This is a genomic window from uncultured Campylobacter sp., from assembly GCF_938015785.1.
GTDB lineage: Bacteria > Campylobacterota > Campylobacteria > Campylobacterales > Campylobacteraceae > Campylobacter_B.
This window is the reverse complement of record NZ_CALLWC010000066.1, coordinates 29,106-44,982: the sequence shown is the minus strand read 5'-3', so window position 1 is coordinate 44,982 and position 15,877 is coordinate 29,106. Positions and strand designations below refer to the sequence as shown.

Annotated in this window: 14 protein-coding genes; 10 read left to right on the top strand and 4 right to left on the bottom strand. The window is 49.1% G+C overall.

What is annotated here, in order from left to right:
- The first annotated feature begins 77 nt into the window (after positions 1 to 77).
- The 7 genes from Q0393_RS09855 (at position 78) to Q0393_RS09825 (ending at position 7,326) form a co-directional block, all read left to right on the top strand.
- Positions 78 to 515: an RDD family protein gene (locus tag Q0393_RS09855; RefSeq protein WP_298979855.1), complete on the top strand. Its 438-nt coding sequence runs from the start codon at positions 78 to 80 to the stop codon at positions 513 to 515.
- Positions 502 to 2,760, top strand: coding sequence for an LPS-assembly protein LptD (locus Q0393_RS09850; RefSeq protein ID WP_298979853.1), 2,259 nt, complete (start codon positions 502 to 504; stop codon positions 2,758 to 2,760). The genes Q0393_RS09855 and Q0393_RS09850 overlap by 14 nt, the downstream gene beginning before the upstream one ends.
- Positions 2,760 to 3,473 carry a phosphoribosyltransferase family protein gene (locus Q0393_RS09845; RefSeq protein WP_298956653.1) on the top strand — a complete coding sequence of 238 codons (714 nt, stop codon included), beginning with the start codon at positions 2,760 to 2,762 and terminating at the stop codon, positions 3,471 to 3,473. The genes Q0393_RS09850 and Q0393_RS09845 overlap by 1 nt, the downstream gene beginning before the upstream one ends.
- Positions 3,463 to 5,577, top strand: a complete 2,115-nt coding sequence (locus Q0393_RS09840) for a polyribonucleotide nucleotidyltransferase (RefSeq protein ID WP_298979851.1) — start codon at positions 3,463 to 3,465, stop codon at positions 5,575 to 5,577. Before Q0393_RS09845 ends, Q0393_RS09840 begins: the two co-directional genes overlap by 11 nt.
- Before the next feature lie 21 nt (positions 5,578 to 5,598).
- The gene (locus Q0393_RS09835) at positions 5,599 to 6,453 is read left to right on the top strand and encodes a universal stress protein (RefSeq protein WP_298979849.1); all 855 of its coding nucleotides are present in this window, start codon (positions 5,599 to 5,601) and stop codon (positions 6,451 to 6,453) included.
- Between the two features lie 233 nt (positions 6,454 to 6,686).
- Positions 6,687 to 6,815, top strand: a complete 129-nt coding sequence (locus Q0393_RS09830; protein WP_298979847.1) for a hypothetical protein — start codon at positions 6,687 to 6,689, stop codon at positions 6,813 to 6,815.
- 43 nt (positions 6,816 to 6,858) lie between these two features.
- Positions 6,859 to 7,326: a hypothetical protein gene (locus tag Q0393_RS09825; RefSeq protein WP_298979846.1), complete on the top strand. Its 468-nt coding sequence runs from the start codon at positions 6,859 to 6,861 to the stop codon at positions 7,324 to 7,326.
- 117 nt (positions 7,327 to 7,443) lie between these two features.
- Here Q0393_RS09825 and Q0393_RS09820 read toward each other — a convergent pair whose 3' ends face one another.
- The 4 genes from Q0393_RS09820 to dcd form a co-directional block, all read right to left on the bottom strand.
- Positions 7,444 to 8,583, bottom strand: coding sequence for a cation:proton antiporter (locus Q0393_RS09820; protein ID WP_298979845.1), 1,140 nt, complete (start codon positions 8,581 to 8,583; stop codon positions 7,444 to 7,446).
- 105 nt (positions 8,584 to 8,688) lie between these two features.
- Entirely contained in the window at positions 8,689 to 9,624 is a 936-nt protein-coding gene (locus Q0393_RS09815) for a metallophosphoesterase family protein (RefSeq protein ID WP_298979844.1), read from the bottom strand.
- Positions 9,621 to 11,852 (bottom strand): type I DNA topoisomerase, encoded by a 2,232-nt coding sequence (topA, locus tag Q0393_RS09810; RefSeq protein ID WP_298979843.1) that lies wholly within the window; start codon positions 11,850 to 11,852, stop codon positions 9,621 to 9,623. Before topA ends, Q0393_RS09815 begins: the two co-directional genes overlap by 4 nt.
- 3 nt (positions 11,853 to 11,855) lie before the next feature.
- On the bottom strand, positions 11,856 to 12,419 hold the full coding sequence (gene dcd / locus Q0393_RS09805; protein ID WP_298979841.1) for a dCTP deaminase: 564 nt from the start codon (positions 12,417 to 12,419) through the stop codon (positions 11,856 to 11,858).
- A gap of 174 nt (positions 12,420 to 12,593) precedes the next feature.
- Here dcd and Q0393_RS09800 point away from each other — a divergent pair, with 174 nt between their 5' ends.
- The 3 genes from Q0393_RS09800 (at position 12,594) to Q0393_RS09790 (ending at position 15,798) form a co-directional block, all read left to right on the top strand.
- On the top strand, positions 12,594 to 13,592 hold the full coding sequence (locus Q0393_RS09800; RefSeq protein WP_298979856.1) for a type II asparaginase: 999 nt from the start codon (positions 12,594 to 12,596) through the stop codon (positions 13,590 to 13,592).
- Between the two features lie 413 nt (positions 13,593 to 14,005).
- Positions 14,006 to 14,464, top strand: coding sequence for an acetyl-CoA carboxylase biotin carboxyl carrier protein (accB, locus tag Q0393_RS09795; RefSeq protein ID WP_298979840.1), 459 nt, complete (start codon positions 14,006 to 14,008; stop codon positions 14,462 to 14,464).
- Positions 14,461 to 15,798 carry an acetyl-CoA carboxylase biotin carboxylase subunit gene (locus Q0393_RS09790; RefSeq protein ID WP_298050426.1) on the top strand — a complete coding sequence of 446 codons (1,338 nt, stop codon included), beginning with the start codon at positions 14,461 to 14,463 and terminating at the stop codon, positions 15,796 to 15,798. The genes accB and Q0393_RS09790 overlap by 4 nt, the downstream gene beginning before the upstream one ends.
- The last annotated feature ends 79 nt before the right edge of the window (positions 15,799 to 15,877 follow it).

Genomic DNA, 15,877 nt, shown 5'->3' with positions numbered 1-15,877 from the left:
CGGGTTTTCCACCGCAGATCGGATTGTTGAATTGGCGATCGTGGTATTGGATGACACCAAGCCTTAAGAGATAAAATTTGATCGTCGCTCCGCTTAGCAAGCGCGTAATTGCGTTTAGTATCGACGAAGCGGTGAACGTAACGCTTTTTGTGGTCGTGCTATTTGCTATCGACGAGCCAGAGCTTGTTGCAGCGGCGCAGAGCGGAAGCAATCTTGAGGTACAAAAGATCGCGTCAAAATTCATTTTGCATTACGCGATAATAAAATTTTTATATCAGGCAATTTTTGTCTATCTATATGGCGCGACGCTAGGCAAGCTCGCGGTTAAAATTTATTGCGTCCGCACCGACGGCAGCGCTATGGATATCGCTACGGCAGCGATCCGTGCGGCGGTTAGGTTGATAAGCGAGATGATCTTTTATATGGGATTTTTGGTGGCGCTTTTTACGAACTCGCGTCAGAGCCTGCACGATATGGCGGCGAAAACATTGGTGGTAGAGATTGAAAAAGAGTAAAAAATTTAAAATTCTAGCGCTCAGTTTTAGTGCTCTTTTAGCAAGTAGTGCGAGCGCGAAGGTCCAAGACGTCGAGCTTATAGCAGATAATGTCGAGAAAAACGGCTTTTTGACAGAGGCGAGCGGCAACGTAACGGTGTATTCGCAGGACTACTTCATCACCGCCGATCGCGCCACCTATGACGAGCAAAACGGCATCATTGAGCTTTTTGGTAACGTCAATGCGATGCGCGGCAGCAGCGAAACTACGCGCGCGCAGCACGTCAAAATCGATCTGAAAAACGACAAGCAGGAAGCCGACGTAAATTTTATGATGGATAAGGACTCCGAGCTTTGGATGCAAAACGACGCCAGCTGCAGCGACAGCGAGTATTACCGCGTGGAGGGCTCCAGCGTATCTAGCTGCAACGTCACCGATCCCGATTGGCGCATCAAATTTAGTAGCGGCATGCTCAATAAAGAGAGCAAATTCCTCCATCTTTTCAATCCGAGATTTTACGTGGGCGACGTGCCAGTGCTCTATCTGCCGTATTTCGGCTTTCCGACCGACCGTACGCGCCGCACGGGCTTGCTGCCTCCGGAGGCGGGCTACATCAGCAAGGAAGGGATCTATTATAAGCAGCCGATCTATTTCGCGCCTTACGATAGCTGGGATTTTCAGCTCGATCCGCAGGTGCGCAGCAGAAGGGGCTTTGGCGTATACGGGACATTTCGATTTACGGAGTCGCCGTATTCTTACGGCGAGATTAGAGGTGGAGTTTTCGATAACTTCTCGAGAGCGCAAAAGCGCCTCGAATACAAAAACGAGCGCCATCACGGCTTTGAAGTTCAATACGATCGCAGCAAGCTCGCGACCTATCTGCTAGACGGCGATCTACGCGAAAATTTATGGATCGATTTTACTCAGCTAAACGACCTTGAATACTACGATCTGAAGGAAAAGGGAGGTCTTGGCAACGATGCGGATAATTCGCTCGTAACTTCACGGCTGAATTATTATTTAACCTCAGACGAGCATTATTTTGGCGCTTACGGACGATACTACATCGATACGAGTAAGCTAAACGCCGATAATACTTTCCGCAACGAAGATACCGTCCAAGAGCTTCCGACGCTGCAATATCATAAATTTAGCAATGATTTGGGACTACCAAATTTGATCTATTCGCTTGATGCGAAGGCGCGTAATTATACCAGATGGGAGGGCGCGACTGCTCGCCAATACGAGTTTGACGTTCCGATTAGTATAAGCACGCCACTACTGGCGGATTATTTAAATTTCGCCTTTACCGAGCGAGTGTATATGACTAATATCGATTGGCACGATAAATTCTACTACGCAAACGGCGATCTTGGCGAGGATAAAAGCACTTTCTACGCTAATCAATACACCGAGCTTTCACTCTACACCGACGTAGCCAGGGCTTACGATAGCTTGTATCATACTATGAGCTGGAGGGCGGATTTTAGAATTCCAAGCTGGCAGCAAGGCGACATCGAGGATAGAATTTTAAAGTATCATCAGTATAAATACGACCTTGCTCGCGGCGCAGTAGATCGCTCACGGCTGGGTAACTTGCAAGACTCGCTTTATTGGGAGGATAACTTCTTAAGCGAGCTTAGTGACGAATACACCCACGAAAATGCAGCTTTAAGTATGACGCAGTTTTTTTATAATGAAGACGGACGTAAATTCTTACGCCATAGTGTCAAGCAGCGATATGACTTCGACGATCATGAGTTCGATGATTTAGAACACCGCATCGATGCGTATTTTGCAAATGGGCTAAATATCGGAAACCGCTTTACCTACTCGCATAAATATAAAAGCTTCGATAAGGTCTATACTTACGCCAACTACTCCAACGACGACTTTAGCTTTGGACTTAGTCACGCTTACGAATACGAAAAACTTAGCATGGAGCCTAAACGCTATACGAAAGATAACTACGGCATCGTAAATGCTTCGGTAAATTTGCCTAGGAATAATAAAATTTTTGGGCGTTGGGATTACGACTTGGAGCGATCTTATTCTAAAATGTGGCGCGTGGGGCTTTCTCATACGCGCAAGTGTTGGAATTACTCTTTTGTGTATCAAGAGGATATCGAGCCTAAAAATACCAGTACGACTGGTTATAGCAAAGCAAGCAAGGAGCGCGGAATTTACTTTCTCGTAAATTTCTATCCGTTCGGCGGAGTAGGGTATGATTTTTCGGTAAATAGCGAATACGGAAGCGAAAAATAATGACGCCTAGAGCTGAGCTGATGTTTGAAAACCAAATCGACGCCGCGATGAAACTCGCAGAAATTTTACCCGCTACCGTGATCAAAAACGAAAATTTTCTGATAATCGCTCAATCCCTGGAGTCGCTTCCTATCGCAAATCATCTTGCTCTAAAACTAGGGCTTGCTTATGAGTTTTTATTCACAGAGCCTGTTTTGGCGCCAAATAATCCTGAATGCGCGATCGCGTGCGTAAGCGAAACCCAAGAGATCGTGATGGTAGATGAGCTCGTGCGAAGCTTCGGCATCAGCCTGGATTACGTTTATGGGCAGGCGAATAGACTTTATGAGGAGAAAATTTTAAAAAACATGTATAAATTTCGCAAGGGTGAGCTTTTGGGAAATTTAGAGAAAAAAAACGTCATCTTGGTAGATGAGGGGTGTGAGAGCGGGCTGACCGCGCTTACTTGCATAAAGACGCTCGTAAGCTTAAACGCCAAAGCGATCTTTTACGCTACGCCTGTTATCGGCAGCGATAATGCAGACGAGATCGCCATGCTAGTAGATGGAATTTATGCTGTTCATAAGATCAGAGATTTTGTGAACGTGGATTTTTATTACAAAGAAAAAACGCTCTCAAGCGCGGAGGAGATAATGCAAATTTTAAACAAATGCCCGCTTTATCTGCCGTTTCACGAGACTAACAAAAACAAGGAGAAAATTAATGCAGTGTAAAATTGAAGTAAATGGCAATACCGAAATTTTCGATATCGACAAAGTTGCGAAACAAGCCGCGGGCGCGGCGCTTTTGCGCGTAAAAAATACCGTCGTGCTGGCTACCGTAGCGCGCGAAGAGACGCAGGTGCAGGAGGACTTTTTGCCCCTTACCGTGCAATATATCGAAAAGATGTACGCGGCAGGTAGAATCCCTGGAGGCTACATCAAGCGCGAGACTAAGCCTGGCGATTTTGAGACGCTCACGAGCCGCATCATAGACCGCTCGCTGCGCCCGCTCTTTCCAAAGGGTTATGCGTATCCGACGCAGATCGTAGTTTACGTGCTATCGGCAGATCCCGAAGTTGATCTGCAAGTCGTCGCTCTTAATGCGGCGTCTGCGGCGCTGTATCTTAGCGACATCCCGATTAAGGCGCCCGTTTGCGGCGTGCGCATAGGCTATCAAAACGGAAATTTCATCTTAAATCCGAGCAACTCCGCGCTTAAAGCTAGCGCGCTCGATCTTTACGTAGCGGGTGTCGGCGATGAGCTTTTGATGATCGAGATGCGCTCCCTGCCGCAGATTAATGGCGGCGCGCAGCAGATGAATGAATTTAGCGAAAATCTGATGGTAGATGCGATCGATTTTGCCGCAAAGGCGATAAGCGCGGGCTCGGGCGCCTACGAAGAGGCTTTTCTGCCGCTTAAAAAACCGGATGCGAGCCTGGAGTACAAGCCTGAGATCGAGGATGAGGATATCGCGGATTTTATCGACGCAAACTACAAAGATGCCGTCAAAGCGGCGATCAATCAGATGGCAAAGAGCGAGCGCGCTACCGAACTAAACAAAATCGTGGATCAAATTTTATCGACCGAGGCCGCGGCGCAAAACGAGTGGAGCAAAGAGGTGATCTCCAGCGTCATCGGCAAGTATAAGCGCGGCATCATCCGCACGCAGATCATCGAGGATCGCCGCAGAGCCGACGGACGCGCGCTTGATGAGGTGCGCTCGATCAGTATCGAGACAAATATCCTACCGTGCGCGCATGGAAGCTGCCTATTTACGCGCGGGCAGACGCAAGCTTTAGTCGTCACTACGCTAGGCGGCGATAGCGACGCGCAGCTAAGCGACAGCCTAACGCAGCTTGAGCCGATCAGCGATAGATTTATGTTTAACTACAACTTCCCGGGCTTTTGCGTCGGCGAAGCAAGCCCGCTCAAAAGCCCTGGCAGACGTGAGCTGGGACATGGAAATTTAGCCAAAAGAGCGCTATATCCGAGCATCGATCTAAACTCACCGCAGTCCATCCGCGTAGTGAGCGAAATTTTAGAGAGCAACGGCTCAAGCTCGATGGCTTCGGTCTGCGGCGGCGCACTTTCTCTCCGAGCAGCGGGCGTACCTACGCTAAAGCTCGTTGCGGGCGTCGCGATGGGCTTAATTTTTGAGGGCGACAAGCATGCCGTGCTAACCGACATAATGGGGCTTGAGGATCACGACGGCGATATGGATTTCAAGGTCGCGGGCACCTATGATGGCATCACCGCGCTTCAGATGGATATCAAGCTCGGCGGCATCAGCCTGGAGGTTTTAAAAGAGGCTCTCGCGCAGGCAAAGCAGGCTCGTGCGCATATTTTGGGCCTTATGGAGCAGGCGGATACGGCGATCGTTATAAACGAGGACGTGCTTCCGAAGCTTGAAATTTTTAGCGTCGAGGCGAGCAAAATCCCAGACATCATCGGTCAGGGCGGCAAGGTCATCAAAGAGATCACCGAAAGCTTCGGCGTAAATATCGATCTGGAACGCGAAAAGGGCGAGGTTAAGATCCAAGGCGCCAAAGCTAGCGGCGTATCGGGCGCGAAAGAGAAAATTTTATCGATAGTTTCAAATTCTCGCGATTTTCGCAAGCCGCGCGGTGAACGCAAAGAGGTAAAATTTCAGATCGGCGAGGAGTTTGACGGTGTGGTGCAAAGCGTACTGGATTTCGGCACCTTTATCTCGCTGCGAGACGGCGTGGATGGGCTACTGCGCGCCAAATTTATCACGACGCCTTACAAGGCGGGCGATGTGGTGCGAGTGCGCGTGACCGATCAGAAAGGCACTAAAATTTCATTGGAACTGGCTTAAAATTTTAATAGGAGCGTAAAGATGCAGCTTAAAAAGATATTTTTCCCTATCGGCGGCGGCGAGGAGCTGGCAGAGCGCATACACGGAGCGCTGCTAGTGAATAAATTTTTCGGTACGCACATAAACATAATGGCGTGCCAGCTCGATCCTAAGATGATCTACAATGTGCGTATGACGCTAAAAGGCGGCGTGCTGATGGAGGAGTTTTTAAAATCCGCGGGCGATGAGATGCAGGCCGAGCGCGAGGTGATCAAAGCTATCTTCGACGCTGAATGCGCCAAGCTGGGCTTAGATCAAAACGACGACGATCACGTCCCAAATAGCGCCGCTTTGAGGCATATGGTGGGTATCCGCTCCGAGCTGGTCGAGAAATACTCCAAATATTGCGATTTGGTGCTGGTCTCCGTGCCGCCTACGGGCTCTATCACTGGCACGTTCGAAGCGGCGGTCACCAAAAGCGGCAAGCCTTGCATCGTCATACCGCGCAAGCTGCAGGAGTTTAGGGCGGATAAAATTTTAGTCTCGCTTACCGGCACTGCGGCGTCTGCAAGGGCGCTTGATAATTGGCTGGAGCTTTTACAGCGCGCCAAATCCGTCACCGTCATTACCGCAAATCACTACCTTCAAGATGATCTTGCCGAAACGAAGCGCCGCATAAGCGACTATCTAGCCTTGCATGACGTTAAAATCGATGTTTTTGAGGCGTTAAATGCCGAGGGCAAGATCCCGGGACAGGTGCTACTAGAGTATGCCGACGCGGGCGATTTCGACCTTATCGTAGCGGGCTTGCACTCAGACAGCGGCATAAAGGAGATATTCCTAGGCGGCGCGTCGAAATACTTCCTGCAAAAGACCAAAATTCCGGTCTTAATGTAGCTTGAAGCTTAGACGCCGTGTCGCGGTACATCGCCCGTACTGCGTCTAGGCTTAAGTCGGCTTTTAAGCGCCGCAAGCTAAAGCTTAAATTTTAATCGGCTCGCCGCCATGACTTTGTTAGCCCGCCCGTAAATAGTGCAGTTATGCTTCTTGCGGATGGGTTGCTGCGATTAATTTTTATCGCTAGCTTTGCTGACGAGCCGCTTTTGCTTTGCCGCGGCTAGAGAGCAAATATGTTCGCGGCGAGCAGAGTTAGCGGTCGCGGCAAGCTCGTAGGTCTATCTTTAAGCGCGGCGAGTTTGGAATTTCCATGCTTGTCGTTTCGGCTGCGTCGCGAAATTTTGCATAAAATTTGCGCTTGAAATTTCTGTTTGCACGCTAAATTTTAAATCTCAAGGAGCATAGATGGCATTTGAAAATGCAATCATCACCAAAGAGGATGATGAAAAGTATGGATTGAGTGAAATTTACTACAAATATAATCCATACTATGAGGCTTTTATTAACGAGCTTGATTGGACTATTGATCGAGATGCGGATTGTTGGCTAATGCCCGTATATAGCTTTCCTGATCCAGACTATGACCATGGCACTGATTCTAAAGGAATTTGGATTTTATATTATAATGGTGAAGTTATTGAAGTCACTCTTGATTATGATATCGACGAAGCATTGAGACCCGAAGAATTCCATAGAATTTGGAAACTGCTCAATCTAAATCCAAAGCAAACACCTCTTTTGTCGGCAAGCGATATAATGAAGCTTGTTGAATGTAATATTAAAAGCGTATGGTTATTCTACTCGGGAACAAATCCAAAACTACACTATGGAACTACAAGATTCAACCAATCACGCCACAAAATAGGACTTTAAATTTAACTCTATTTCAATTCCGTATCAAATCAAATTTTATAGAATTCTAAAATTTCGCGAAATTTTGAAATTCTAAAATTCCAAAATCCTATAATTTCAAAATTTTAAAACCCCGCCCTAAAATTTCTTGTAAATCAAATTTATCAAAATCATCGATGCAAGCGCCTCTATGAGCGAGGCAATAATCATCGCGAAGTATATCTCTTGCGAGATCGCGGCGGTGGAGTAAAAAAGTGTCGCCGTAGCGATGACGAGGGTTAGCGGCATGCATAGCGATAGCGCGAAAAGCGCCGCGCCTTTGCGCCCCAGAGTGCTTAAAAACGTAGCGCTCGCAAGCAGCCTGATGCCAAACATCAGTGCCGCCAGGCTTGCGGCAAAGCTCATCACTCCAGGCATAAGAAGCGCTTCTAGCTTGATTACGGCTCCGGTGTGTATGAAAAATATCGGCACCAAAAAGCCGAAGCCGAACGACGATAGCTTTTCGATGAGATCGTCCTTATGCGAGAAAAAGGTCGGCAGAAAGGTGCCTGCGATGAAGGCGCCGATTACGACCTCAAGCCCCAAAAGCATCACCCCCGCGCAGATGAGGCAAAATAGCGCCATCGCAAATCGCACGTCCTTTTCGTTTTTGTCGTATTTGGGCATGATGACCGTTTTTAGCGCGGGAAACCACCAAAATAGAATTTCAAGCCCTTTAAAAACCGCAAGAGCGGCAACCGAAAAGCCCAAAAGCGCGCCGATGTGAAGCGCCATCTCCACGCCGAAGCCGTTTTTAAGGTAGATGCCGCCCACCGTGAGAGCGGCGATGCTGATGAGCTCGCCGATTACGCCCGCGGGCATTGCGAGATTGAGCCACGCTTGATCCTTACCGTACTCCTTATACAGCGCCGAAAGCAGCCCGACGCTCATCAGAGGCGCTGCGATGATAAGCATCTGCGGCAGTTCAAACACCCAAACCGCAAGCGCGCTTAGGATATAAAGCAGCGCCAAAAAGATTAGGATCAGCCGCAGAATTTTACGCGGCATCGCAAGCAGCGCGCGGAAATCCACCTCGCAGCCCGCCAAAAACATAAGGTAGCAAAGGCCGATCTGAGCGGCTAGATCGAAGGTCGCGCTTGGCGGCAAAAGCCCTAAATTTGCAGCTATGATGCCAAGCATGATCTCCATGGGCGAGAGCGGAATTCTAGCTAAGCTAGCCAAAAATGGCGAAGCAAAGATCAAAAACGATAACGCGATTAGGACGTAAATTTCATTCATACGCTTTGACCTCGCACCCTTTTATATTTTTCCCGCGCTGCTTTAGAATTTTTTCGCATCTTTCTAGCATTTTCTCTGGCTGCTCCAGGGGCTTTTCGTATCATTTTAAGACTTCCTTTCGGTCGCTTTATAGTTCTTTGCGCTGCGAGCGGAGACGAAATATGCGCAATTTTCACTCTTGCACCACAACACAGGCAAATCGAAAAGCCGCTTTTTGTGCCCGTAAATCTCGCCCGGATTTAGCACGAGCGCGCCGTTTTTATCTATCGCCGCGGCGAAAAAGTGAGTGTGGCCGTAAATTTTGATGGTTGAAATTTTATCCGCGCCGCGCTCGCACGGACCCCGATTTTTACTTTCGCCGCTTGTATTAGGGTCTGAACTTGCGGTTAAATTTGAGTTTAAATTTGCGTTCGGGCTTGAGGCCGAGTATGCGCCCAGACTTAAGTCTAAATTTGCGTTTGAGTTTACATCCTCGCCTGTATTCACGCCCAAGCTCACATTTAGACTTGCGGATTGCCCGCCTTTGAAATTCGCGCTCGCGCTACGTATGTTTTTAAAATTTGCATCTGCACCGCGCGCGCCATTTAAAATTTCATCAACGTCCGCAGCATTAAAATTTGCGTCTAAATTTGCCGAGCAACTCGCTGTTTTAGAATTTGAGATTAAAATTTCCCCGCGATCCGCACCCGCACCTAAATCCGCGTCTAAATTTAATCCGCCTGCTTCGTTTTGCGTCGCGGGTTCTTCGTCAAAAAGATAAAACGGATGGTGCATTATTTTTAGTCGCAGCCTGGCAAACTCCGTGCAGAAGGGCTCACCCCGTAGGTCGAACTCATTTTTAAACTCGGTAAGCGCTTCGTCGTTGTTCCCTAAAACCGCGAAGTAGGGCTTGCCGCTTTGTCGCAAAAGCCGCAGCGTCTCGCTCGCAACGATGCCCTCTGCGTGCACGAGCAGATCCGCTCCGCGCGCGAGCAGCCACTCTATGGCGCTGGCAGCGACTTTCGTTTCGCGATGAGAGTCCGAGATGACGCCTATTATCAATCGATCTCTTCTTTAAGCTTGCACTGCGGGCACTCGGCGAAGTTGCCTTTTTTCAGCTCTTTGCGGAGCATGTATGAGTTGCCGCACTGCGGGCATGCGCGCGCGATCGGCGCGTAGTTGCTCACAAAGCCGCATTTAGGGTAGTTCGTGCAGCCGTAAAATTTGCCGCGTCTAGAGAAGCGCTCGACGATCTCGCCCGTGCCGCAGCTCGGACACTTAACGCCCGTGGAGAGCAGCGGTTTTTTCTCCTTTGCCGCACCCTCGATTTTGCGCGAGTATTTGCACTTCGGATAGCCCTCGCAAGCGATAAACTCGCCGTATCTGCCTTTGCGCTTGATTAAATTTTTACCGCACTGCGGGCATTTCTCATCTAGTACTTCGGGCGCCGCCTTCTCCTCGCTTGCCCCCTCGGCGCTGGCGTCCGCGTTGCGCGAGTATTTGCATTTCGGATAGTTCGAGCAAGCGATAAACTCGCCGAATCTGCCCTGCCTCTTAAGTAGCTCGCCGCCGCAGTTCGGGCATGCTTCGCCGATCTTTTCGGCTAGCTTTTGGCTTACGATCGACGTTTTTCCTTTGGCGATCTCGTCCATAAAAGGGTAGTAAAAATCCGCCAAAATTTGCTGCCAGTCCGCTTTGTTTTCGGCGATGTCGTCGAGCTTCTCCTCCATTTTGGAGGTAAACTCGCTATCGACGATGTTTTTAAAATTTTGCTCCAGCATCTCGGTGATCTTAAAGGCGATCTCGCTCGGCACCAGGTGCTTTTGCTCGATATTTACGTAGTTGCGCGCCGTAAGCAGCGAGATGGTAGGCGCATAAGTCGAGGGCCTGCCAATGCCGAGGCTTTCGAGCTTTTTGATGAGGCTCGCTTCCGAATAGCGCGCCGGCGGCTCGGTGAAGTGCTGCTGCGAACTTAGGCTTTGCAGGCTCATCGCGTCGCCCGCGCTAAGGCTCGGTAAAATTTTATCCTTATCCAGATCGCCGTAAGCCTTGTAAAATCCGTCAAATTCCACTTTACGCCCGCTGATCTTAAATGCGCCCGCTTCGCCGCGTACGATGATCGTTTGGATCTGCGAGACGCTAGGGCTCATCTGTGAGGCTACGAAGCGGTTATAGATGAGCGCGTAAAGGCGGTATTCGTCGCGAGGCAGGATTTTTTGCGCGAGCTCGGGGGTAAGCTTTAGATCGGTAGGCCGTATCGCTTCGTGCGCTTCCTGCGCGCCTTTACTTTTGGTGGCGTATAAATTCGGGCTTTTGGGCAGATATTTTTCGCCGAAGCGCTCACCGATCAGCTCGCGAGCCGCTACGATTGCTTCTTTAGCGATATTTAGCGAGTCGGTTCGCATATAGGTGATCGCGCCGCCGTTTTTGGTATTGACGCCTTCGTAAAGGCTCTGCGCGAGGCTCATCGTCTTGCGCGGATTAAAGCCCAGAGCCGTGCTCGCCGCCTGCTGCAGCGTCGAGGTCATAAACGGCGGGTAGGGGTTCGTCTTGCGCGATTTGCTCTCGATACTCTCTACGCTAAATCTGTCTTTTTGCAGCTCAGAGACGATCTCGCTAGCCTGCGCCGCGTTTTTAACCGAGAGCTTTTCCATTTTTTCGCCGCGAAATTCCACGAGCTCGGCTTCCAAGTCCTTTTTAAAAACCGCGTCGATGCTGTGAAATTCTACCGGCTTAAAATTTAAAATTTCACGCTCGCGATCGACGACGATCTTAAGCGCAGCGCTTTGGACGCGACCCGCGCTTAAGCCGCGCTGGATCTTTAAATTTAAAAGCGGGCTTAGCTTGTAACCCACGATGCGATCGAGCAGGCGGCGCGCTTGTTGGGCGTTTACGCTTGCGATATTTAGCTTGCGCGGCGAGCTTAGCGCGTTTGAGATCGCGCTTTTGGTGATCTCGTGAAATACGATGCGCGGCAGATCCTCCGCTTGCTTGCCGATTGAAGCGGCGATATGATAGGCGATCGCCTCGCCCTCGCGGTCCTCGTCCGTCGCGAGATAAATTTGATCCGCCTTTTTGGCGAGCGTCTTTATCTGCTTTACGATCTGATCGTGGTCGGCGCTAATTTCGTATTCGGGCTCGAAGCTTTTATCTTTGATTTTAATGCCGAATTTTTTCTGCGGCAGATCGCGGATATGTCCTTTAGACGCGATGACGTCGTAATCGTCGCCTAAGAAATTTTTGATCGTTTTGGCTTTTGCCGGGGATTCTACGATGATTAAATTTTTCATTGTTTAATCCTTTAGAATTCTAGGCAGCGTGATGCCCTTTTGGCTTTGGTATTTGCCCTTTTTGTCGCAGTAGCTCACCTCGCACGGCTCATCTCCTTGCAGAAACAAAACCTGCGCGATGCCTTCGTTCGCGTAAATTTTTGCAGGCAGCGGCGTGGTGTTGGAAATTTCAATCGTGATGTGCCCCTCAAAACCGGGCTCAAAGGGCGTTACGTTTACGATGATGCCACAGCGCGCATAGGTGCTTTTACCCAGGCAGATCGCAAGCGCGTCGCGCGGCATTTTGAAGTATTCGATAGTGCGCGCTAACGCGAAGGAATTCGGCGGCACGATGCAGACGTCGCCCTCAAAATCCACGACGTTTTTTGCGTCGAAATTTTTAGGATCGACGACCGTTCCACCGACGTTTGTAAAAATTTTAAATTCGCGCGCTACGCGTATGTCGTATCCGTAGCTAGAAAGTCCGTAGCTAACGACGCCGCGACCGATATTTTCCTCGCAAAAGGGCGCTATCATATCGTGCTGCTGCGACATCTGTCTGATCCATTTATCGCTTTTCAGTCCCATAAAATTTCCTTAAAATAATCAAAATTTTTCGCGCATTATAGCAGCAAAATAAAATATAATAAAAATTTTATGCTAGAATTTTGCTTAAATTATAAAAATTTTATCACTTTTTAAGGAGCAACTATGGGACTACTCAAGAAATTTGCGTTTATTACGTTTTTTATCGCGTCATCTTTGGCTGCTGCGAAGCCAAATATTTATATTTTAGCTACCGGCGGCACGATCGCGGGAAGCAGCGCAAGTGCCACGGAGGGCAACTATACCGCAGGCTCTAAGGGTGTAGAAGATATCTTATCGGCAGTGCCGCAACTGGGGGATTTAGCTACGATTAAAAGCGAGCAAATTTCAAATATCGGCTCGCAGGAGATGAATGACGAAATTTGGCTCAAGCTCGCAAACCGCGTAAGCGAGCTGCTTACCAAAAACGACGTCGACGGAGTCGTCATCGTGCACGGAACCGATACGATGGAGGAGACGGCGTATTTTTTAAGCTTGGTAGTAAAATCTAAAAAACCGATCGTGCTGGTGGGCGCGATGCGAAACGCTGATTCTATGAGTGCGGACGGCCCTTTAAATATCTTTAACGCCGTAAGCGTTGCGGCAGATAAAAACGCTCGCGAAAAGGGCGCTCTTGTAGTGATGAACGACGAGATTCATGCTGCGCGCGAGGTTACGAAAACAAATACTACTAACGTTGCGGCTTTTGCCTCGCCGAATTCCGGTAAGATCGGCACCGTGAATTACGGAGTTGTAAATTTCTATATGGCACCGCTTCGCAAACACACCGTCGCAAGCGAGTTTAATATCAAGGATTTGAAATCCTTGCCGCGCGTCGATATTATTTACGCGCATCCGCAGGACGTGAGCGATTTCGTAGAGACTGCCGTACAAAAGGGCGCTAAGGGTATCGTAGTCGCCGGCATGGGAAACGGAAATTTATACCCCGATACGGAGGCTGCGCTTGCAAAAGCTAGCGAAGCGGGTGTGATAGTCGTGCGCTCAAGCCGCACGGGCAGCGGCTCAACTAGCGTAGGCTCAGAGGTGGACGACGCTAAGCTCGGCTTTATAACCGCCGATAATCTAAATCCGCAAAAGGCGCGCGTGCTGCTGATGCTGGCTCTTAGCAAAACGAGCGATAAAGCGAAAATTCAGAGCTTTTTTGCGACACATTAACGCATAGGGTTTCGCGCGGATAGAATTTCGGCGCGAGGCTTTAAAATAAAATTTCGGTATAAAATTTTAAAGAAAAGCAAGGCACAGGATTTTGATACGAGCCCGAAGGTGGAATTTTAAAGCAAAGCGCGGAATCTAACGTTTAAAGCGTAGAATTCTAGTCGTAAAATGAAGTATAAATTTTAAAGAATTCAAAATAATTTTACGTTCTTGCGGCAAAATTTCGTGTTTCGCTTGCGAAGTTCGAGCTTAAAATGAACGAGGCAAATCGCAGCCTATAAATCCTTAAAATCAGTCCGCAAATTCTGTCGTAAATTTTGCTTTGCACTTCTTAAAAGTCCCGCAAAAATCCATTTAAAGAAACAATTATAAAAATTTAGCTAAAATTTCGCAAATTTTTTCAGGAGAAATTTATGACAAAAGCAGAAATCAAAGAGTTAATGGACTTTTTCGGCGAAAAGCAAGGCATTAACGAGCTAAAAATTAAAGATAAAGATTTTGAAATCGAGATAAAAAAATATGGCCCATGCGGTGGGAGCACGCCTCAGCTCGCCGCACCGACACCCGCTCCGCAGCTTGCTGCGCCTTCAGTAAACGTGCTCGTGGGCGACAAGCCCGCCACAAAAGGCTCGATGGATACGATCGACAGCCCGATGGTTGGCACTTTTTATAAGGCGCCGAGCCCCGGTGCGGCAGAGTTCGTAAGCGTAGGCCAGGTCGTGCATAAGGGCGATACGATCGGCATCATCGAAGCGATGAAGATTATGAACGAGATCGAAGCGGAATTCGACTGCCGCATCAAAAAAGCTCTCGTCGAAGACGGACAACCCGTCGAATACGCTATGGCGCTGTTTGAGGTCGAGAAGCTATGAGGGAGCTTAAAAAAATTCTAATCGCAAATCGTGGCGAGATAGCGCTTAGAGCGCTTCGCACGATCCAAGAGATGGGCAAGCAAGCCATCGTCGTGCACTCCACCGCCGATCAGGACGCGCTTTACGTCAAATACGCCGACGCGTCGGTCTGTATAGGCGGACCGCGCAGTAGCGATAGTTACCTAAATATCCCCGCGATCATCACGGCCTGCGAGCTAACCGAAGCTGACGCGATATTTCCGGGATACGGCTTTTTGAGCGAAAGTCAAAATTTCGTAGAAATTTGCGCTAAGCACGGCATTAAATTTATCGGTCCAAGCGTCGAGGCAATGACTTTAATGAGCGATAAGAGCAAGGCTAAGCAAGTGATGATGCGCGCGGGCATTCCTGTAGTGCCTGGCAGCGACGGCGCGATCGCAAGCGTCGAAGAAGCACGCAAGCTAGCCGCTGAAATCGGCTATCCGGTCATCATCAAAGCCGCAGCCGGCGGCGGCGGGCGCGGAATGCGCGTGGTCGAGCGCGAAGAGGATATTGAAAAGCTCTTTTGGTCGGCAGAAAGCGAAGCGATGAGTGCATTCGGCGACGGCACGATGTATATGGAAAAATATATCACAAATCCGCGCCACATAGAGGTTCAGGTCTTGGGCGACGAGCACGGACACGTCGTGCATATCGGCGAGCGCGACTGCTCGATGCAGCGCCGCCATCAAAAGCTGATCGAAGAAAGCCCAGCCGTGATCTTGGACGAGCCGACGCGAAAGAGCCTGCACGAAACGGCGGTTCGCGCCGCTAAGGCGATCGGATACGCAAGTGCTGGAACGTTTGAGTTTTTATACGACGGTAAGGATAAGAAATTCTACTTCATCGAGATGAATACTCGCTTGCAGGTCGAACACACCGTAAGCGAGATGCGAAGCGGGCTCGATCTGATCGAGTGGATGATCCGTATCGCGCAGGGCGAGAAGCTGCTGCCTCAAAGCGAGATAAAATTTAGCGGGCATGCGCTTGAGTGTCGCATCACCGCCGAGGACTCCAAAAGCTTTATGCCAAACCCGGGCAAAATCACAAAATACGTCGCTCCGGGCGGCAGAAATGTGCGAATGGATAGCCACGTTTATGAGGGCTACTCGGTGCCGCCTTACTACGACAGCATGATCGGCAAGCTCATCGTTTACGACAAGGACCGCGCGCGCGCGATCGCGAAGATGAAGGTCGCGCTAGATGAGCTCATCATCGGCGGCATAAAATCGACGCGCGATTTTCATCTTAGGATGATGAATAACCCCGATTTCGTGGATAATAATTACGACACAAATTACCTAGCCAAGCATTAAATTTAAAATTCCAAGGGATGATACTCTTGGAATTTTAAAATTTATTTGAAATTCTGCATTTAAGATTCCGTTTGAAATT